At 44.3% G+C, this 21,139-nt stretch carries 21 protein-coding genes; 7 read left to right on the forward strand and 14 right to left on the reverse strand.

Translation table 11 applies throughout. The features are described from left to right. The first annotated feature begins 3 nt into the window (after positions 1-3). The 5 genes from ACED48_RS04580 (at position 4) to yacG (ending at position 3,832) form a co-directional block, all read left to right on the forward strand. Complete coding sequence (locus ACED48_RS04580; protein ID WP_017056609.1) at positions 4-1,233, forward strand: type II secretion system F family protein; 1,230 nt, start codon at positions 4-6, stop codon at positions 1,231-1,233. Positions 1,234-1,300: 67 nt separating this feature from the next. Then, a complete protein-coding gene (locus tag ACED48_RS04585; RefSeq protein ID WP_017056608.1) occupies positions 1,301-2,170 on the forward strand; it encodes an A24 family peptidase in 870 nt (289 codons plus the stop codon). A 2-nt stretch (positions 2,171-2,172) separates the two neighbouring features. Then, on the forward strand, positions 2,173-2,787 hold the full coding sequence (coaE, locus tag ACED48_RS04590) for a dephospho-CoA kinase (protein WP_017056607.1): 615 nt from the start codon (positions 2,173-2,175) through the stop codon (positions 2,785-2,787). A gap of 26 nt (positions 2,788-2,813) precedes the next feature. Next, positions 2,814-3,554 (forward strand): cell division protein ZapD, encoded by a 741-nt coding sequence (gene zapD, locus ACED48_RS04595; protein WP_029627015.1) that lies wholly within the window; start codon positions 2,814-2,816, stop codon positions 3,552-3,554. 80 nt (positions 3,555-3,634) lie between these two features. Further along, positions 3,635-3,832, forward strand: a complete 198-nt coding sequence (yacG, locus tag ACED48_RS04600; protein ID WP_017056605.1) for a DNA gyrase inhibitor YacG — start codon at positions 3,635-3,637, stop codon at positions 3,830-3,832. 218 nt (positions 3,833-4,050) lie between these two features. Here the strand turns inward: yacG and rplS are convergent, their stop codons facing one another. The 5 genes from rplS to ffh form a co-directional block, all read right to left on the reverse strand. Then, positions 4,051-4,404, reverse strand: coding sequence for a 50S ribosomal protein L19 (gene rplS, locus ACED48_RS04605; RefSeq protein WP_017056604.1), 354 nt, complete (start codon positions 4,402-4,404; stop codon positions 4,051-4,053). Positions 4,405-4,463: 59 nt separating this feature from the next. Then, positions 4,464-5,204, reverse strand: a complete 741-nt coding sequence (gene trmD, locus ACED48_RS04610) for a tRNA (guanosine(37)-N1)-methyltransferase TrmD (protein ID WP_017056603.1) — start codon at positions 5,202-5,204, stop codon at positions 4,464-4,466. Between the two features lie 26 nt (positions 5,205-5,230). Continuing rightward, positions 5,231-5,785, reverse strand: coding sequence for a ribosome maturation factor RimM (gene rimM / locus ACED48_RS04615; protein ID WP_017056602.1), 555 nt, complete (start codon positions 5,783-5,785; stop codon positions 5,231-5,233). Between the two features lie 24 nt (positions 5,786-5,809). After that, entirely contained in the window at positions 5,810-6,058 is a 249-nt protein-coding gene (gene rpsP / locus ACED48_RS04620) for a 30S ribosomal protein S16 (protein WP_004735508.1), read from the reverse strand. 211 nt (positions 6,059-6,269) lie between these two features. Beyond that, positions 6,270-7,655, reverse strand: a complete 1,386-nt coding sequence (gene ffh / locus ACED48_RS04625; protein WP_102507341.1) for a signal recognition particle protein — start codon at positions 7,653-7,655, stop codon at positions 6,270-6,272. 200 nt (positions 7,656-7,855) lie between these two features. Between ffh and ACED48_RS04630 the strand changes: the two genes are divergently transcribed. Next, complete coding sequence (locus tag ACED48_RS04630) at positions 7,856-8,650, forward strand: inner membrane protein YpjD (RefSeq protein ID WP_017056599.1); 795 nt, start codon at positions 7,856-7,858, stop codon at positions 8,648-8,650. A 128-nt stretch (positions 8,651-8,778) separates the two neighbouring features. Then, the gene (locus ACED48_RS04635; protein WP_017056598.1) at positions 8,779-10,050 is read left to right on the forward strand and encodes an HlyC/CorC family transporter; all 1,272 of its coding nucleotides are present in this window, start codon (positions 8,779-8,781) and stop codon (positions 10,048-10,050) included. Positions 10,051-10,162: 112 nt separating this feature from the next. Here ACED48_RS04635 and luxS read toward each other — a convergent pair whose 3' ends face one another. The 9 genes from luxS to ACED48_RS04680 all read right to left on the reverse strand — a co-directional run bounded on the left by luxS (position 10,163) and on the right by ACED48_RS04680 (position 20,710). After that, a complete protein-coding gene (gene luxS, locus ACED48_RS04640; RefSeq protein ID WP_017056597.1) occupies positions 10,163-10,681 on the reverse strand; it encodes an S-ribosylhomocysteine lyase in 519 nt (172 codons plus the stop codon). Positions 10,682-10,705: 24 nt separating this feature from the next. Next, the gene (locus ACED48_RS04645) at positions 10,706-11,356 is read right to left on the reverse strand and encodes a hypothetical protein (protein ID WP_017056596.1); all 651 of its coding nucleotides are present in this window, start codon (positions 11,354-11,356) and stop codon (positions 10,706-10,708) included. A 10-nt stretch (positions 11,357-11,366) separates the two neighbouring features. Then, positions 11,367-12,935, reverse strand: a complete 1,569-nt coding sequence (gene gshA, locus ACED48_RS04650) for a glutamate--cysteine ligase (RefSeq protein WP_017056595.1) — start codon at positions 12,933-12,935, stop codon at positions 11,367-11,369. 99 nt (positions 12,936-13,034) lie between these two features. Continuing rightward, positions 13,035-15,893, reverse strand: coding sequence for a pitrilysin family protein (locus tag ACED48_RS04655; RefSeq protein WP_017056594.1), 2,859 nt, complete (start codon positions 15,891-15,893; stop codon positions 13,035-13,037). Between the two features lie 9 nt (positions 15,894-15,902). Then, positions 15,903-16,364: a YqaA family protein gene (locus tag ACED48_RS04660; protein ID WP_017056593.1), complete on the reverse strand. Its 462-nt coding sequence runs from the start codon at positions 16,362-16,364 to the stop codon at positions 15,903-15,905. Positions 16,365-16,370: 6 nt separating this feature from the next. After that, positions 16,371-17,324, reverse strand: a complete 954-nt coding sequence (locus tag ACED48_RS04665; protein WP_017056592.1) for an NADP-dependent oxidoreductase — start codon at positions 17,322-17,324, stop codon at positions 16,371-16,373. A 172-nt stretch (positions 17,325-17,496) separates the two neighbouring features. Continuing rightward, positions 17,497-18,627, reverse strand: a complete 1,131-nt coding sequence (locus ACED48_RS04670) for a sodium ion-translocating decarboxylase subunit beta (RefSeq protein ID WP_029627012.1) — start codon at positions 18,625-18,627, stop codon at positions 17,497-17,499. Between the two features lie 9 nt (positions 18,628-18,636). After that, positions 18,637-20,421, reverse strand: a complete 1,785-nt coding sequence (gene oadA / locus ACED48_RS04675; RefSeq protein WP_017056590.1) for a sodium-extruding oxaloacetate decarboxylase subunit alpha — start codon at positions 20,419-20,421, stop codon at positions 18,637-18,639. A gap of 31 nt (positions 20,422-20,452) precedes the next feature. Further along, positions 20,453-20,710: an oxaloacetate decarboxylase subunit gamma gene (locus ACED48_RS04680; RefSeq protein ID WP_017056589.1), complete on the reverse strand. Its 258-nt coding sequence runs from the start codon at positions 20,708-20,710 to the stop codon at positions 20,453-20,455. Positions 20,711-21,139: the final 429 nt, after the last annotated feature.

A 21,139-nucleotide genomic window follows, 5' to 3' on the forward strand; every position in this document is an offset into this window, starting at 1 on the left:
CAAATGAGTATTCAGCCCAAACAGTCACAATTAAAAAGCTACCATTGGAAAGGTATAAATAGCTCAGGTAAGAAAGTGTCTGGCCAAACTTTAGCGTTAACCGAATTGGAAGTGCGAGAGAAACTCAATGAACAGCATATCCAGATAAAAAAAATCAAAAAGAAAAATATCTCGGCCATTACACGCTTAACGCATCGCGTCAAAGCAAAAGACATCACAATTTTGACTCGCCAGCTTGCCACTATGCTAACCACCGGAGTGCCAATCGTGCAGGCGATTAAATTGGTATCAGATAACCACCGCAAAGCTGAAATGAAATCTATTCTGTCGCATATCTGTAAAGGCATCGAAGCCGGCACTCCTATTTCAAGAGCGATGCGTACGGCCAGTAGCCACTTTGATGAGCTCTATACCGACTTAGTCGCAACTGGCGAACTTTCAGGTAACCTTGCGCAAGTCTTTGATCGCTTGGCGACATATCGTGAAAAGAGTGAACAACTCCGCTCAAAAGTCATCAAAGCACTCATTTACCCTGCTATGGTGGTGTTAGTTGCTTTATCGGTTTCTTACCTAATGCTAACCGTGGTTATTCCAGAATTTGAATCCATGTTTGCAGGTTTTGGCGCTGATCTCCCTTGGTTTACCCAGCAAGTTTTGCAGTTATCACATTGGATGCAAGCTTATAGTCTTTACGCTTTGATTGCCGTTAGTGTTGTAATGATTAGTTTTAAATTACTGCGAAAGCGCTCCTACTCACTCAGATTAACCACCAGCCGACTCAGTTTAAAATTTCCCATACTCGGTACGGTTCTATCTAAAGCTTCTATCGCCAAATTCAGTCGAACTCTTTCTACTAGTTTCAGTTCAGGTATCCCGATCTTGACTAGCCTTAAAACCACAGCAAAAACCGCGGGTAACCTTCATTATGAGGTTGCGATTGGAGAAGTTCACCGTGAGACAGCGGCAGGTATGCCAATGTATATCGCGATGCGTAATACAGACGTGTTCCCTGAAATGGTGCTACAGATGGTGATGATTGGTGAGGAATCGGGAAATTTAGACGACATGCTCAACAAGGTTGCGACTATTTATGAATTTGAAGTCGACAATACCGTCGATAACTTAGGTAAGATTTTGGAACCGCTGATCATTGTCTTTCTGGGCACCGTTGTAGGAGGGCTTGTTGTCGCAATGTACTTACCAATCTTTAATCTAATGAGTGTGTTAGGATAGTAAAAGCGACTTAACACCCATGAGTAGCAAACTTCGACTCATATAGATCACGTGGTAACAAGACACTATGGAAGTACTTCAATACTATCCTTGGCTATTCCCTGTATTAGCTTTCATTTTTAGCCTTCTTATCGGCAGCTTTCTCAACGTTGTAATTCATCGATTACCGATTATGATGGAACGTGAGTGGCAACAAGAGTGCTCCGAATATTTTTCTCAATATAAAATTCCAGCACCTGAAGGGGAATTTAATCTTAGCACTCCACGTTCGACTTGCCCGAAATGCGACACCCAATTAAGAGTCATCGACAATATCCCCGTTTTGAGCTGGTTGTTCTTAAAGGGCAAGTGCCACAGTTGTGCGAATCCAATCAGTGCTCGCTACCCTTTGGTAGAATTACTTACTGCAACACTTTGTACCGTGGTGGCGAGCCACTTTGGTTTTAGTTTCTACGCTATTGCGCTGATCTTTTTCACCTTCGCATTGATTACGGCGACCTTTATTGATCTCGACACCATGCTGCTGCCTGATCAAATCACCTTACCTTTGGTTTGGTCTGGTATTGCATTAGCTCTGTTTAATATCAGCCCTGTATCGCTTCAAGCCTCAGTAGTTGGTGCGATGGCTGGTTACTTAGCCTTATGGTCTGTCTATTGGCTTTTCAAACTACTCACGGGTAAAGAAGGAATGGGCTATGGTGACTTTAAATTATTAGCAGCACTTGGGGCATGGCTTGGGTGGCAGCACCTACCAATGATCATTCTTTTATCATCACTCGTCGGCCTTATTTTTGGATTGATTCAACTGAGGTTAAAACAACAAGGGATAGATAAAGCTTTCCCATTTGGACCTTATCTCGCCATTGCTGGTTGGGTAAGCTTGATGTGGGGTAACGACATCATGGATTGGTATTTCACGTCTGTATTAGGAATTTGATCATGGCAACCATTATCGGATTAAGTGGTGGTATCGCCAGTGGTAAAACCACGGTAGCTAACCTTTTCAATAAACACTTTAATATTGATATTGTCGATGCTGATATAGTGGCTCGTGAAGTCGTGGCACCAGGCAGCAAAGGCCTACAACAGATTACTGACCATTTTGGTGAAGCGATTTTACTTGAAGATGGGACGCTAAACCGAAGTAAACTACGTGAGCAGATCTTCTCTGATGCAAAAGAAAAGCAATGGCTCAATGATCTTCTTCATCCGATGATCCGCAACAAAATTGACAGTGACCTGTCTAAAGTCACCTCTCCTTATGCTTTATTAGTAGCTCCTCTATTGGTTGAAAACCAAATGCAAGGTATGGCCGACCGCGTATTGATCGTTGATGTGCCTTCCGAAGTGCAAATAGAGCGTACGATGAATCGTGATAATGTTTCTAGGGAACAAGTTGTATCAATTTTAAAATCACAGGCTTCAAGAGAACAACGTTTAGCCATTGCCGATGATGTGATTGAGAACCATACTAAAAACCAAGAACTTTTGCCTCAAATCACAGATTTACATCAAAAGTATCTGGCAATCAGTACAGTAGATGGGTCAGAATAGAACTATGTTGAATGAAGGCTTGCTTGATGATCACCCACAAATTTGAACATCCTCTGAATGAGAAAACACGAATTTACTTAAGAGTTGAATCGCTCTTGAGACAACTACACTTGTCTTCTACATTTTCCGATGCTCAACAGTATCAACTCTTTTTCCGTTCTATCTTTGACCTGATTGAAATTTTCGAACAGATTCAGCTTAAGAGCGAACTAGCAAAAGATATTGAGAAGCAGCGTTTGACCTATAAAAGCTGGTTAAACGTTGAAGGTGTCGATCAAGAGATGCTAACGTCATTACTCAAAGACATTGGCAACATCTATCGTGAACTGATGCAAGCAGAGCGTTTTGGGCAATCCCTAAAAGAAGACCGCTTCCTGAGTGCTATTCGCCAACGTTTTAACCTACCAGGTGGCTCATGCTGCTTTGATTTACCCGCACTGCATTACTGGCTACACCTTCCTCTCGACAAAAGAATGAGAGATGCCAAAATGTGGATGGATAGCCTACAACCTTTGTACGAAGCGCTAACGCTATGGTTAAAGCTAACCAGAGAAACTGGCCACTTTAAAGAGCAAATTGCTCGTGCTGGCTTCTTCCAGAGCGATGCTGATGAAGCAAATATCCTGCGTCTTTCGATTCCGATGCAATACGGCGCTTACCCGATGATCTCGGGTCATAAAAACCGTTTTGCCGTTAAATTCATGAGCTTTGAAACAGGACAAGCCTGTACTCAAGATATCGAATTTGAATTGGCTATTTGCACCTAATTAATTTCCTTTTATCGTTTAGCTTGAGTGCTCACTCGAGCCTAAACTCACTATTATTCCCCCTCAAATTAAGAATCACTATGTCGAAGAAAATCACCATCGTTAAATGCCCTCAATGTAATACTGACGTTGAATGGGGTGAACAAAGCCCACATCGCCCGTTTTGCAGTAAGCAATGTCAGATGATTGATTTTGGTGAATGGGCAGATGAAGAGAACAGCATCGCTGGCGCACCAGACATGTCGGATAGCGATGGTTGGTCGGAAGATCCACACTAAGCCACTAAGCCACTAAGCCACTAAGCCACTAAGCCTAGCGAGTAAATTTTGAAGGGTTGGCGTTTAACGTCAATCCTTTTTTATTGCCGGTGATTCCTTATTTCCTCAAGAGCGAGGAACGAGCGAATTGAGACTCTCTTGCCTGCTCAGCTCTAAATTACAGACACAAAAAAGCGGAGCCAAATGGCTCCGCTTTTATCGATAGAATGCAAAAAGAATTACTTTTTAGTAAGCTTCTCTTTAATACGAGCTGACTTACCAGAACGCTCACGTAGGTAGTACAACTTGGCACGACGTACTGCACCACGGCGTTTAACTTCGATGCTATCAACGATTGGAGAGTGAGTTTGGAACGCACGTTCTACGCCTTCACCGTTCGAGATCTTACGAACTGTGAATGCAGAGTGTAGACCACGGTTACGAATAGCGATTACAACGCCTTCGAAAGCCTGTAGACGCTCACGGTCACCTTCTTTTACCTTAACCTGAACTACAACAGTGTCACCTGGTGCGAATTTAGGAAGGTCTGATTTTAGTTGCTCTTCTTCAAGAGCCTTGATGATGTTGCTCATTTGTATAAATTCCTAGAATAAACTGATACTAAATTTAATAGGTTACTGCTTGCTTTTCGTTAAGAGCGTTGCTCTTTAATGAATTCAGCCAGTAATTGTTCCTGTTCGTCAGTCAGAGCTAGGTTTTCCAGGAGTTCTGGTCTTCTTAGCCAAGTTCGGCCCAACGATTGTTTCAATCGCCAGCGACGAATGTCCTTATGGTTTCCAGACTTGAGTACCGATGGCACATCTTTATCATCTAGCACCTCAGGGCGCGTATAATGGGGGCAATCTAGCAAACCATTTGCAAAAGAATCTTCTTCTGCTGAAGCGAAATCTCCAAGTACACCCGGAATAAACCGAGAGACTGAATCAATCAGCGTCATGGCTGGCAATTCGCCACCCGTCATCACAAAATCACCAATCGACCATTCTTCGTCGACTTCTGATTGAATGATGCGCTCATCTACCCCTTCGTAGCGACCACAAATAAGAAGTATGTTCTCGTTTGTTGCCAACTCTTCAACACCTTTTTGGTCGAGTTTACGACCTTGAGGTGAAAGATAGATAACCTTCGTCTTTCCCGGTGATGCTTGCTTGGCAGTTTGGATAGTATCGCGCAAAGGCTGAACCATCATTAACATGCCAGGACCACCACCGTAAGGTCTGTCATCAACAGTGCGATGTTTATCATGAGTGAAATCACGAGGATTCCATGTCTCAATAGATAAAAGACCTTTTTTAACCGCTTGACCTGTTACTCCAAAATCAGTAACAGAACGGAACATTTCAGGAAACAGGCTTATTACGCCAACCCACATGTGTTCTCTCGCTCTGTAATTTGGAATTAGAATCCAGGATCCCAGTCAACTTCGATCCGTCGAGCTTCGCGATCAACTTTCTTGACCACTTGCTCTTCAAGGTACGGTACTAACCGTTCCTTTTGACCAAAAGCATCTTTAAGATTTGCTTTGATTACGAGAACATCGTTCGAGCCAGTCTCTAATAGGTCTGTGACCTTACCAAGGTCGTAACCTTTAGTAGTAAAAACTTGCATACCAAACAATTCACGCCAGTAGAATTCATCTTCTGACAATTCAGGTAACGAAGCAGGGTCAATAGCAATTTCAAAGTTAGTCATCAGTTGCGCGTCTTCACGAACATCTAATCCCGCTAGCTTACATACATAACCTTGGCCATGACGTTTCCAGCTCTCAACTTTGTACTCAACCCACTTGCCCTTTTGGTTTAAATACCAAGGGGTGTAATCAAATATGCTTTCAGCATTGTCTGTGTAGGAGAACACTTTAAGCCAGCCACGAATACCATAGGTAGACCCAAGTTTACCCATGACAATTCTATTGTTTTGCTCGCTCATAGTTTCTTTATCCTTCATCGACATAAGCTATTTCTCTTTAAAAAAGAATTAAGCCGCTTTTTGAGCGTCTTTAACTAGCTTAGCTACACGATCAGATAGAGATGCGCCTTGACCAACCCAGTGGTTAACACGATCTAGGTCTAGACGTAGACCTTCTTCTTGACCTTGAGCAGTAGGGTTAAAGAAACCTACTTTCTCGATGAAACGGCCAGTTACAGAGTTACGGCTATCCGCAACTACGATTTGATAAAATGGGCGCTTCTTTGCACCGTGACGTGCCAAACGAATGGTTACCATGTCGTCCTCTTTGCTTTCTTAATAAAATAATTAACCCCAAGTCTAAGTAATAGCTTGGGGTCTCGTGCCAAATTAAAGCCCCGGAATTTTACTCTTATTCCGGTGCAATGCAAGGGCTTTAGCTGTTTTTTCACCAACATAGCCACCATATACTTTCCGTGACACAGCTAACACTATGAAAAGTAACGTAGCTAAAGGTTACATTTATAGATTATCGGCCGAATGGGTTAAAGCCACCGCCCATACCACCACCGCCGCCCATCATACCTTGCATGTTGCGCATCATGCCTTTCATGCCACCTTTCTGCATCTTCTTCATCATCTTCTGCATTTGGGTGAATTGCTTAAGCATACGGTTTACATCTTGTACCTGTGTACCTGAACCAGCAGCAATACGCTTTTTGCGTGAGCCTTTGATTAGGTCAGGACGTTGACGCTCTTTCATTGTCATAGAGTTGATGATCGCTTCCATCTGCTTGAACATCTTGTCATCAACTTTATCTTTAACGTTGTCCGGTAGTTGGGACATGCCTGGAAGCTTATCCATCATGCCCATCATACCACCCATATTGTGCATCTGACCAAGCTGCTCACGGAAGTCTTCAAGGTCAAAGCCTTTCTTCTCTTTGAACTTCTTAGCCAGTTTCTCTGCTTTCTCGGTATCAACGTTTTTCTGTAGATCTTCAATAAGAGACAGTACGTCACCCATACCAAGAATACGAGAAGCTACACGATCTGGGTGGAATGGTTCTAGTGCATCAGTCTTTTCACCAACCCCTAAGAATTTAATCGGTTTACCAGTGATATGACGTACAGACAGTGCAGCACCACCACGCGCATCACCATCCACTTTCGTTAAGACAACACCGGTTAGTGGCAGCGCATCACCAAAAGCTTTTGCAGTGTTCGCAGCATCTTGACCTGTCATCGCATCAACAACGAACAGCGTCTCTACTGGATTAATTGCAGTATGAAGCTCTTTGATCTCGCCCATCATCTCTTCATCGATAGCCAAACGACCAGCGGTATCGACTAATAGCACGTCGTAGAACTTCTTCTTAGCGTGATCGATTGCAGCGTTGGCTATATCAAGAGGTTTTTGATCAGATGAAGACGGGAAGAAGTCTACACCAACATCGCTTGCTAACGTTTCAAGCTGTTTGATCGCCGCTGGACGGTAAACGTCGGCAGACACGACCAAGACTTTTTTCTTGTCGCGCTCGGTTAGAAGCTTAGATAGCTTACCTACCGATGTGGTTTTACCTGCACCTTGTAGACCTGCCATTAAGATAACGGCTGGCGGTTGCGCTGCTAGGTTCAGAGCCTCGTTAGACTCACCCATTACCGCTTCAAGTTCAGCTTGAACGATCTTAATGAATTCTTGCCCAGGTGTGAGAGATTTAGAAACCTCAACACCTACCGCACCTTCTTTTACGCGCTTAACAAAATCGCGGACAACAGGCAGCGCAACGTCGGCTTCAAGTAGTGCCATACGAACTTCACGCAGCGTCTCTTTAATATTGTCTTCGGTCAGGCGACCTTTACCGCTGATATTTTTCAGCGTTTTGGATAGACGATCCGTTAAATTATCAAACATAGTTTTCTCTTCGCTCAATCCTGCGACTATTACTGTGAGTATACATTAGCGTGGATTAGAGTCATACCCGTTGTAGAGCGTTAATCATCCGCGCTTGTGATGTGAGACATTGTTCACTTGGAATTGAGTGAGGTTCACCATAGCCCCAAAGAGCGATGCGAGGTATAATTCGTCTATTAGTAATCATTTAAATGGATACCATGGACAGTCTTATTGCGATCGCAGCAGCCTTTCTTTATACAATGGCGATTTCCACGATCATTCCAGGTCTCGTGCACCAAACAGGAATCCGTGTAAAAACGGTGTTTATCAGCGCCTTACTTGCGTTAGCTTTCCATGCTTGGTTGCTTGGCGATTTAATCTTTAATGCCAGTGGTCAAAACCTCAGTATCTTGAACGTTGCTTCATTAATTAGTTTAATCATCTCACTGGTGATGAGTGGTGCTATGCTCAAAACCCGACTGTGGTTTATCTTGCCAGTCGTTTATAGCTTCGCTGCGCTTAATTTGATGGCCGCAACTTTCCTTCCAAGCACATTCATCAAACATTTAGAGCATGATCCAAAACTGCTCGTACACATCTCTTTGGCTCTATTCTCATACGCAACGTTAACTATCGGTGCGCTATACGCCCTGCAACTTGCGTGGCTAGATCACAAACTTAAAAAGAAAAAAGCCTTAGTGATAAACCCTAACCTACCTCCATTAATGATGGTGGAACGACAGCTTTTCAAGATCATTCTTATCGGGAATGGCTTATTAACAGGTACATTGTTGACTGGGCTTATCTTCGTACAAGATATGTTTGCTCAAGGAAAGGCACACAAAGCCGTATTGTCGTTTATTGCTTGGGTTATCTACTCCATCCTTCTATGGGGCCACTATCAAAAAGGCTGGCGCGGACAAAAAGTCACATGGTTCGCATTAGCTGGCGCAGGCATGCTCACTTTAGCCTACTTTGGTAGTCGCTTCGTTCAAGAAATCATCCTAAGTTAATCCCCAAAATTAAAGGCAAGGTACCGCATCCCTTGCCTTTAAAATATTGAGTACGATATATTCAATTGACATCTCGACCATGTTCGGTCATAAATTAATCAAGATACACAAATAGGAAAAGAATAGTTTTGGACGACATATCAACGGGTATCTTATTTGCGCTACTCGCGTGTCTCATTGTAATTTCTGGTTACTTCTCTGGTTCAGAAACGGGCATGATGTCCCTGAACCGCTACCGTTTAAAGCACTTGGCCAATACGGGTCATAAAGGTGCCAAACGCGTAGAAAAACTTCTGAGCCGTCCAGATAGATTGATTGGCCTCATTCTCATCGGCAACAATCTCGTCAACATTCTAGCATCAGCGATTGCTACTATCCTTGGTATGCGTATCTACGGAGATATCGGTGTGGCTATCGCGACTGGTACTCTAACTCTGGTGATCCTTGTATTTTCCGAGGTAACACCAAAAACCATTGCCTCTCTATTTCCTGAACGCGTCTCCTACGCCAGCAGCATTTTATTGATGATACTAATGAAGGTAATGTCACCACTGGTGATCTTGGTTAACTTCATTACTAATGGCTTTATTCGTATATTAGGGGTCACAACCAGTCACGATGCGACAGATCACTTAAGCTCAGAAGAGCTCAGAACTGTGGTAAATGAGGCAGGAGGCCTGATACCTCAACGTCACCAAGATATGTTGGTCTCTATCTTAGATTTAGAGCACGTCACCGTGAATGACCTTATGGTGCCTCGAAATGAAATCACCGGCATCGACATCAATGACGATTGGAAGTCTATCGTCCGCCAACTCACTCACTCTCCTCATGGTCGTGTGGTTCTATACCGTGATCAGATAGATGAAGTGGTTGGTATGCTGAGGCTACGAGAAGCTTACCGTTTGATGCTTGAAAAAAACGAGTTCAATAAAGAAACACTTTTGCGCGCGGCAGACGAAATCTACTTTATTCCAGAATCCACGCCACTCAACATTCAACTGCTTAAATTCCAGCGCAATAAACAACGTATTGGTTTAATTGTCGATGAGTATGGCGATATCAACGGCTTGGTTACGCTAGAAGATATTCTTGAAGAGATCGTGGGTGAGTTTACGACTTCAATGACACCAAGCCTATCTGAAGAGATCACGCCACAAAGTGATGGCAGTTTTTTAATTGAAGGCAGTGCCAATATCCGAGACATTAATAAAGGCCTGCAATGGGCACTACCAACCAATGGCCCTAGAACACTTAATGGGTTGATATTGGAACATCTTGAGGACATCCCTGAGAGTCATCTTAGTGTTCAGGTTGCCAGTCACCCCATGGAAATACTTGAACTAAAAGAAAACCGTATCAAACTAGTACGCGTATTCCCGCAAGTCGTTAACGGGTAATAATAGGTGTAAGTGAGTCATAACTTAAACCACTATATTACGAAAACCCAAAAGGCCCGGTTCAATGAAGCGGGCCTTTTGATATCAAGATTCAATGTGGACTAAGAAGTGCTTAGTCAATTTTAAGCTCTTGAAGCATAGACTCTGGCAATGCCAGTTCATCATTCTTGTTTACAGAAATACCTGCAGCGATGATCGCGTTAGCGATCTCTTTCGCTTCATCCAAAGAGTGCATTGCCGCGGTACCACATTGGTATTCGTTCAGTTCAGGGATCTTATTTTGATTCTCAACTTTCAGTACGTCTTGCATTGCAGCCAACCATCCGTCTGCCACTTGTTGCTCTGTAGGCGTACCAATCAGGCTCATGTAGAAGCCAGTGCGACAACCCATCGGTGAGATATCGATGATCTCTACATCTGAGCCGTTCAATTGATTACGCATGAATCCAGCGTATAGGTGCTCTAGCGTGTGGATACCTTTCTCAGATAGGATATCTTTGTTTGGCGCGGTAAAACGCAAGTCAAACACAGTGATGGTATCCCCTTTTGGGGTTTGCATTGTTTTCGCGACACGAACGGCTGGTGCGTTCATGCGTGTATGATCAACAGTGAAACTATCTAATAAAGGCATTACTCTTCTCCATGACGGTTGGCTTTAGAAAAACCAACTTCGATTGTCTTCCAGTTCTTTGCGGCACTGTTTCAGTTGCCATCCATAATCTTTTGCTTGCTGTTCGACTTTGCGAGCCACCTTAATCAAAGATGGTTTGCTTTTGTATGATTGACGCTTATAACCACCACGCCCTTCATGATAGGCCAGATATTGGTTATACGGGTCCCACAACGAGATACCAAGCTGACGACGAGTCTCGCTGGTATACCAACCAATGAACATCAATGAATCATCGAAATTGGTTCTTGACCCACCGTTATTGGTCGCTTTTTGAAAGTCTTCCCAAGCAGGATCTTGCGCTTGCGCATACCCGTAGGCGCTGCTTACCCGCCCCCAAGGGATAAAGCCAAGAAGGTAATCTTTGGGTGGGCGTGCATCATGACGAAAGCTACTCTCTTGTTTCACAAAAGCCATCGCTACGTTAATCGGCGTGCCCCACTCTTTTTGCATATCCAATGCACCTTCATACCATGAAGAGTGCTCTCTGAAAATACTGCACAGATTACCTTGCTGCTTAGGTGGCGGTGTTGCACATCCAACCAATAAACTAGAGACAACACCAACAGTCACCACCGGTGACCATTTACCACTTACATGAATAGGTTGACCTAATAAGGCTTGCTTCCTTTCCACCAAAGTCTCGCTATGCTTTTAAATACGAAAAGTAATCCGCTAAGAAGCTATCAAAATCTTGAGTGCTGGCTTCTTCACTTTGCTGTTGATCAATCACTGAACGTCGAACTTCGGCTTCCATCAACTCAGCTGAATACACTTTATATTGGTGTGCTGTATGTTGTTGAGCGTAAGCATTTCCTAATGCGCAGCCTACTTTACCTAAGCCACCCAGTTTTTTGGTCTCTTCTAGCAACTGGCCCGAAATAGTCAGTTCAGGGTTGTCAATCCAAGATCCCAGCGTATCACAAGTTTCTTGATATGCACGACCACCTTGCTGAGCGTCCATCATTTCTGCAATAGAACGTAGGTCTTTGAAGACTCGCTTCGCCCAATCTTGCAGAGACAATCGCTCGCCATTACAACCAATTTGAAGCTCTAGGCCAACTTGACGACCTTCTAATATCACCTTGTTCCAGTTATCACGCCAGCATTCCAACTCACAGTTATCCATCTCCGCAGAATCCGTTAACACGCTCCACGTTAAGAATAGGTCGAGGAAGCGGACCTGCTGTTCATTAATACCAATTGAACTGAATGGGTTTACGTCTAAAGAACGAACTTCAATATATTCGACACCGCCACGCGCGAGTGCTTCTGATGGCTTCTCACCACTTTTTGCGACACGCTTAGGACGAATTGGCGCATAAAGCTCATTCTCGATTTGAAGAACGTTACTATTCAACTGACGGTATTCACCATCAACTTTAGTACCAATTTCGGCAAACTCTTCCGATGGTGTCCGAATCGCTTGGTTCAATCCGTCTAAGTACTGTTCTAGGCTATTAAAGTCAATTTTCAGCACACTTTGTGCACTGTTAGTATAGCCAAGATCGCTCAGACGTAGTGCTGTTGCATTTGGTAAGTACAGCGTTTCGCCTATCTTTTCAAAAGGTAGCTTTGTCTCTCTCCCTTTGATGAAAGAAGGACATAGTGCAGGCGAAGCACCGAAGAAATATGGGATTAACCAACCAAAACGGTAGTAATTACGAATCAAACCAAAGTAAGCATCGGACTTAGATTTACAACGCACTTCTTCTGTTTGCTCTCCAAACAAGCTATCCCAAAAACTATCTGGGAAAGAGAAGTTGAAGTGAACACCGGAAATAATCTGCATCAGACTACCGTAACGACGCTTTAAGCCTTCGCGATATAGCGTCTTCATCTTGCCGTTATTAGAGGTGCCGTATTGAGCGAGCTGAATATAATCTTCACTGCCTACGTAGCAAGGCATAGAAAGCGGCCACATCTTTTCGCCATCTAACTTGGTTTGTGTGAAATGGTGGATATCAGACAATTGATTCAAAAGCGTCGGAACGTCGTTAGAAACAGGTGTAATAAACTCCAGTAACGACTCGGAAAAATCGGTCGTTACCCATCCGTTCATCAACGCAGATCCCAAAGCTTTTGGGTGCGGCCCAGTAGCAAGGTGCCCATCCTCCGTGTAGCGTAACGTTTCCCTTTCAACACCACGACCAAATTGAGAAAAGGTCTTAGGGTTGGTTGCAACTTGCTTTAGTCGCGCAGCAAAATCAGTCAAAATTCAGTTCACTTATCTTATATCGTTCTGATTAGAACTATCATAAATTAGGTTGGAGGAGAAAAATAGAGTCTTTTCCCTCCCCCTTTAATGTGTACTCTAACGAATGATTTCAAGCTCTTCTATTGGAATATCTAACTTTTCTAGTTGAGGACGAAGCGAAGTCGCGTCGCCAACCACTATTATTTGATAATCATTCGGGTCAAACCATTTCTTCGATAGTTCGTTTAAGGTCTCTTTTGAAACCGTTTCAACTATCTGATTACGCTGTTGTAGGTAATTTTCATCAAGGCTCAATGCGACAATATTACTCAATAACCCAGCCTTTTGACTTGGCGTTTCATATTTAAGTGCATCTTGTTGACCGACAGCAAGGCGCATAAATTTCACCTCTTCGTCAGTTAATCCACTTTGACTAAATTCATTCAGTTCATTAGTGAACTCCTGAATCGATGGAACTGTCGCATTGGCTCTTACCTGCGCGCTAAAAACTACCGCACCAGTTTCACGAGTACTCGCGAAATAACCGCTTGCACCGTAAGTGTAAGCTTTGTCTTCACGTAGGTTCTGGTTGATACGGCTATTGAAGTTACCGGCTAAGTTAAAGTTAGCCAGTTGGCTCAAGTACAATTCACCCGTCGCATCAAACGGCAGGCCCTTACGAACCAAGCGAACAATGCTTTGCGGCGCACCCGGTTTATCAACTAAGTACAGGTGCTGACCAGAAAGTTCTTTGATAATCTGAGGGCGCGTTAATGGTGCTGCATCGCCTTGCCACTGTTCAAAGAATTGTAGCTGTTTCCCTACCTCTTTCTTCGAGATGTCTCCCACAACAACAATATTGGCACCTTCTGGTGTGTAATGTTGCGCATAGAATTTTTTCACATCGTCTAAGGTCAATTTCGATAGAGATTCCTTAGTACCATCACTTGCGCGAGCAAAAACAGTGTCACCAAACAGCACTTCACGGGTTGCTTGAGAAGCCATCCAGCTTGGCTGCTGATGCTGATACACAACGCCTTCTAGCATCTGCTTCTTAACACGTTCGAAGTCTTGTTCATCAAACTTAGGCTCAAACAGAATCTCTTGTACGATCGCTAAGGTTTGAGGCAGGTTTTTCTCTAGCGTCGAGATTGAAATGTCCGTGGTGTAACTGCCCGCACTGATACTAACGCTGCTGCCAAGCTTATCTAATGTTGCCTGTAGTTCTTCAACGGTTCGTTTGGTTGAGCCTTCCTCCATCATAGAAGCCGTTAGGTTTGCTAGGCCTTCTTGCCCTTTGCGAACATAACGCTCGCCAGCTGGAAGTTGAATCTGTAGCTGTACTGTCGGTGTTTCACTGGTCACAGTACCAATCAAGTCCGTGCCATTTGCAAAGTGCATGCGGTACAACTCAGGCATCGTCGCTTTAACACCAAAGGTTACTTCTGGCATTACGCTGCGATCAAAGGTATTTGGTGCTTTTCTGAAATCGAGCTGATCTTCAGTGACTTTGGCATATTCAGGTAACGTGCGAGTTGGAGTGGTGAATGTAGCTTCGCGAACCGCTAGCTCAAGTCGCTTCTTAGGTACAACACTGAGTGTCACCTTGTGTTTACCCTCGATAAAGTCTTGATAAGCTTTACTTACACTATCGGGAGTCACCGCGCGGATTTGATCCAGTTGTGATTCAATACGATCAGGCTGGCCATAGAAGGTTTGATTAGACGCGAGTTGTGAAACCTTACCTTTCACACTTTGCAATGCAAAAACCGCATCCGCTTCTGCCATACCGGTGATCTGGTCCAAACGATCTTGTTCAACGCCCTCTTTCGAGAATTGCTCTAGGGTATCCATCAATTCTTTATTAAGAACCGTCAAATCGCCTTTTTCACCTGAGTTGCCCATCGCATATACATACGTGGTACAAGCTAATTCAGCACAATCATGAAAAGATCCTGCGCTGACTGCTTTCTGTGTTTTAACCAAGTTTTGATACAGGTAACTGTTGGTGCCAGAACCTAACACGTTAGACAGTGCATTCAGGGAAGCTTGTGTCTCTTCACCGCGATACGTTGTTGGCCAACCGACCAGTACCATCGGCTGACGAATATTATCTTCTAAGGTGATGTACTTATCTTCTGTTAGCACGGCAGGTTGTTTCTCTGCAGCCCTAACTTCTGGGCCTTGAGGGATAGGGCCAAAGTACTTGTTAACCCACTCTAGCGTGTCATCAACGTCGATATCACCACCAATCGTTAACACAGCATTATTTGGGCCATACCAACGTAGGAAGAACGCCTTAAGGTCATTCACATCAACACGATCGAGATCTTCCACATAACCAATTGGCTGCCATGAATACGGGTGACCTTCAGGGTAAAGCGCCTCACCCATGCGCTCCCACATCAAGCCATAAGGACGGTTTTCATAACTTTGAGCACGTTCGTTTTTAACCGTGCCTCTTTGAACTTCAAATTTCTTCTGAGAAACCGCATCCAATAAGAAACCCATTCGGTCTGATTCTAACCACAACATTTTCTCAAGTTGGTTAGATGGAACGGTTTCAAAGTAGTTGGTACGGTCACGATTAGTGGTACCGTTTAACGAACCACCCGCTTCGGTAATGATCTTAAAGTGTTGCTGGTCACCGACGTTCTCAGAGCCTTGAAACATCATGTGTTCAAAGAAGTGAGCAAAGCCCGACTTACCAATCTGCTCACGAGCAGAACCCACATGATAGGTCACATCCACATGCACAAGAGGATCAGAATCATCCGGAGAAAGAATAACGGTTAAGCCATTATCCAATTGATACTTGGTGTAAGGAATCACCACTTTGTCTTTAGAAGGCTTAACTTCTTCGACTAGAGTGACGCCTTCTGGCAATGAAGAAAAGAAAGATGTTGAGCTAGGTACATTGTAAGAACAGCCGGCAATGGCGATAAGAGAAAATGTACCAAGTAAAACCTTTTTCATAGGTTCTCCTTAGAAAAAACCGAAGTAGATAGCAGTAAGTAGACTGTAGCGAGCGGCTTTGCCAATCGCTATCAAAATAACGCTAGGGATAAATTTCATTCTTAGCCAACCCGCGGCCAGACACAAAGGGTCACCAATAACGGGTAACCAACTGAATAACAGCGTCCAGTAACCATAACGGCTCAGCCACGCCATAGCCTTATGACCATGTTTTTCAGATTGAGTTCGATTAGGCAACCACAAACCAACCCAATAATTAGTAAGACCGCCAAAAGTATTGCCGAGTGTCGCCACTAGAATAATCGATGAGACAGAGAACTGCTCTAAACTCAATGCCGCAACAAGACTGGCTTCTGAACCGCCGGGCAGTAACGTGGCACTTAAGAAGCCACTGATGAAGAGTACCCAAAGCGCCGAGTCAGAGAACCACAGCGCTATGTTTTCAAAAAGAGAATTAAAGAACTCTAGCACTGCATATCAACCTTCTTGCATTTTAAGTAGTACCTTGCCTCTTGTATGTCCGGTTTCAACCTGAAGATGAGCCGATTGCGCTTCGTCTAACGAGTAGATACCTTGAATCTCTGTTTTAAGCAATCCGACACTGACCATGTAAAGCATGGTGTCCATTTGCTCAGGGTTTGGCTCCACCAACATGCCTGATGCAGTAAAACCTAATAATTTCGCTTTCTCGCAGATCAACTCTGCCGATAGAGTAGGAACAGTGACCACTCTCGCACCATCTTTCAGGCACTTCAATGCGTCAAGCGCTGTATCGCCACCGACCAAATCAATCAGTACATCAACATCAGAAACTCGCTCTGAAGCTGGGGCAAATTTATAGTTGATGGCATGAGCGCCTAGCGTTGCAAGATAGTCGAGGTTAGCTTCGCTGCAGGTCGTGTAAACCTCAGCTTTTGCTGCCACTGCAATTTGAACAGCAAGGTGACCAACGCCGCCCGCGCCCGCTAAGATAAGCACGCGATCGCCTTCCTTCACTTCGACTTTATTGAGCGCTTGGGCTGCTGTTTGGCTCGCAAGTGGTAATGCTGCTGCCGCTTCTAGGGTAACAGAGTCAGGAACCATGCTTAATGCCGCTTCTGGGACACATACATATTGGCTGTAGCCGCCACCTTGCAGTGGGAAACCAATAAAGCCTGCCACGTTATCGCCAACAGTAAAACGTTTAGCCTGATCGCCTAGCGTGATAATTTGTCCTGAAATATCGTAACCAGGCACCCAAGGAAGGTTATCTTTGTTTTGTGCAGCAGCCCAACCAAGACCTGCTCGGGTTTTGACATCAATCGGATTAATGCCCGAAAAGGAAACTTTAACCACCACTTCTCCAGCCTTAGGCTCAGGAATCGCACCGGTTTGAATACTAAGGTTTTCGACGCCGCCGAATTGAGTTATCGCAATCTGTTTATTTTCCATTTCCACATTTCCTTGATTGATAAAAGCTCTAGTGAGCATGCACCCTCATTAACAAAAAGAAAGGGATGCGAAAGCATCCCTTTGACTATAAACCATTTAATAAGGCTAAGTTAACCGCTCATTCGTAAATTGACGACCAATTAACGTAACGATACATGACTCAGCAAAACCACTAGCCCACGAGAGCTAATAGAATACCCGCCGCAACCGCACTACCAAGCACACCTGCTACGTTCGGACCCATTGCATGCATCAACAAGAAGTTCTGAGGGTTTGCCTCAAGTCCAACCTTGTTGACAACACGAGCCGCCATCGGAACCGCAGATACACCAGCTGCGCCAATTAATGGGTTGATGTCTTCTTTCGAGAAGCGATTTAGAACCTTCGCCATCAATACACCACCCGCCGTACCGATACTGAACGCCACCGCACCTAAACCTAGAATACCTAGCGTCTCTAAGTTCAAGAACGTATCCGCTTGAAGCTTAGAACCAACACCGAGACCAAGGAAAATAGTCACAACGTTAATCAGTTCGTTTTGAGCTGTTTTTGAAAGGCGATCCACCACACCCGCTTCACGCATTAAGTTACCTAGGCAAAACATACCTACGAGAGGTGTTGCTGAAGGTAGGAACAAAATCGTCATCAGTAGTACAGCAAGTGGGAAAAGAATCTTCTCGACTTTACTAACGTGACGAAGTTGAGCCATCTTAATCTTGCGCTCTTCAGGAGACGTTAACGCTTTCATGATTGGTGGCTGAATGATAGGAACCAAAGCCATGTAGCTATAAGCCGCTACTGCAATGGCACCTAGTAGGTCAGGAGATAACTTACTCGCCAAGAAGATCGCGGTTGGGCCATCGGCACCACCAATGATCGCAATTGACGAAGCATCTGCCATTGAGAATTCCATTCCTGGAACATAGTTCAGCAAGATCGCGCCAAATAGCGTTGCAAAGATACCAAACTGAGCCGCAGCCCCTAGCCACAACGTTTTAGGGTTCGCAATCAACGCACCGAAGTCCGTCATCGCACCAACACCCATAAAGATCAGCAGTGGGAAAATACCGGTCTCAATACCAATGTAGTAAACGTAGTAAAGCAAACCGCCGGGCTCAGTAAACCCAGCATTTGGAATGTTTGCTAATACAGCACCAAAACCAATCGGTAGTAGAAGTAACGGTTCAAATCCTTTACGAATTGCCAAAAACAACAGTAAGCAACCAATCAGCATCATACAGATTTGGCCAAACTCAAAGTTAGCAATCCCTGTTTCCGACCATAAGGTCATCAATCCTTCCATGCTACTCCCTTATGCTAAACTTAGTAGTGGAGCGCCTACAGTAACTGCATCGCCTTCTTTAACATTCAACTCTTGAACGATACCACCACGAGCAGCACGAACTTCCGTTTCCATCTTCATTGCTTCTAGGATAAGCAGAACATCACCTTCAGCAACCTCAGCCCCCGCCTGAACGATGACCTTAAAAATGTTCCCCGCAAGTGGAGCAGGAACCGCTTCAGCGTCAGAAGCTACTACTGGTGCAGCCTGAGCCGCTTGAGTATGTTTTGCTGATGGCGCCACTGATGTAAGTTCACCTTGTGGGCCAACTTCAACATCATAAACTTGACCATCCACCTTCACGCTGTAGCTTTCAATGCCACCAGAAGCTTGTACAGGAGCAGCTACAACTGGAGCCTCTGTTTCTAGCATTGGTGCAGGTTCAAATGCTTCAGGGTTACGACGATTCTTAAGGAACTTAAGACCAACTTGTGGAAACAATGCGTAAGTAAGCACATCATCAACCGTATCTTCAGCGAGTGAAATGCCCTCTGATTTCGCTTTCTCTAACAGATCCGTCGTTAACGTATCCATTTCAGACTTAAGTAAATCAGCAGGACGACAAGTAATCGGCTCTGCGCCATCCAATACTTTCGTTTGCAGTTCTACATCAACCTCAGCAGGAGCTTGACCGTATTCACCTTTCAGTAGACCAGCAGTTTCTTTCGTGATGCTCTTATAGCGTTCACCTGTTAAGACGTTAATAACCGCTTGAGTACCGACAATCTGAGACGTTGGTGTTACCAAAGGAATGTACCCAAGCTCTTTACGTACGCGAGGGATCTCTTCGAGCACTTCGTCCATACGGTCGGCTGCGCCCTGTTCTTTAAGCTGGCCTTCCATGTTGGTTAACATGCCGCCAGGAACCTGAGCAATCAAGATACGTGAATCAACACCTTTTAGCTGACCTTCCCATTTCGCGTATTTTTTACGTACATCACGGAAGTAAGCCGCGATGGGTTCGATCTGATCAAGCTTAAGATTGGTATCACGCTCTGTACCTTCTAACATCGCAACAACCGTTTCGGTTGGCGTGTGACCGTAAGTACAGCTCATTGAAGAGATAGCCGTGTCTAGAATATCGATACCCGCCTCAACGGCTTTAACCGCTGTTGCAGTCGATAGACCGGTTGTCGCGTGGCTATGCAACGCTAGAGGAACGTCACACGATGCTTTGATACGTGTAATCAGCTCTTCCGCTTCATAGGGCTTCAATAAACCTGACATATCTTTGATACATAGTGAGTGACAACCTAGGTCTTCTAGACGCTTAGCCAAATCAACCCAAGTATCTGAGTTGTGAACCGGACTGGTTGTATAAGACAACGTACCTTGAGCGTGGCCACCAACGTCGATCGTTGCTTTCACTGCTTTTTCAAAGTTACGTACGTCATTCATCGCATCAAAGATACGGAATACGTCCATGCCGTTTTTATGGGCACGTTCAACAAATTTTTCTACTACATCATCCGCGTAGTGACGGTAGCCCAATAGGTTTTGACCACGCAGTAGCATCTGCATTGGTGTGTTTGGCATCGCTTTTTTCAGCTCACGCAAACGCTCCCATGGATCCTCGCCAAGAAAACGGATACACGAATCAAACGTCGCGCCGCCCCAAGTCTCAAGTGACCAGTAACCGACTTTATCCAGCTCAGCCGCAATTGGCAGCATATCTTCGATACGCATACGAGTAGCAAATAGTGACTGGTGCGCGTCACGAAGTACCACATCTGTGATAGCTAGTGGTTTAGACATGCTCATAAACTCCTTTTTAATCCTTTAAATGCTACTTAGCAGTAGACGCACGGTATTGATGAACCGCGGCCGAAATTGCTGCCACAACTTGTGGACTAACAGCTGAAGGGTTTGATTGTGATTTTTGATTTTTTTTAGGTGCTGCGATCGGCTCTGGTACTTCTTCTGGTACCAGTTTTGACATCAACCGAACGAGGTAAACTAGAATAGTTAGGAAAATAAAGACAACGGACATCCCCGTTATCATTAGAGTCGCCGCATCTCCTAGCAGGCTTCCAATATTAGTCATGTTGCTTCCTTTCTTCGTCATCCTGACATATGACAGGATTTCAGCGAATAGTGATCCCGACCCATGGATTATCTCGATTGGTAAAAGTTTGTCAATTTTGTTTAAGGTTCTGTTACGGATAACGCACACATAGGGTTAATTATTCGCCGTTCAGATCACATAAATCTGTCAAATACGTCATTTTTAGGTATTTAAACTGTGACTTAAAAGAGGCTTTGCTAAGAATTGATATGGGAAAGGTAGAATAATAAAGAAGCACTATATAATTACTTTAAATACAACAAGTTAAACCCTGAGCAAATTTAACATTATCGCAACAAAATTACAGCAGATATAAAAAAAGCCTCGTATAAACGAGGCTTTTTTTAATAATGTGGCGCGCTCTGGAGGATTCGAACCTCCGACCGCCTGGTTCGTAGCCAGGTACTC

The organism is Vibrio sp. 5S239 (assembly GCF_041439575.1).
GTDB lineage: Bacteria > Pseudomonadota > Gammaproteobacteria > Enterobacterales > Vibrionaceae > Vibrio > Vibrio kanaloae.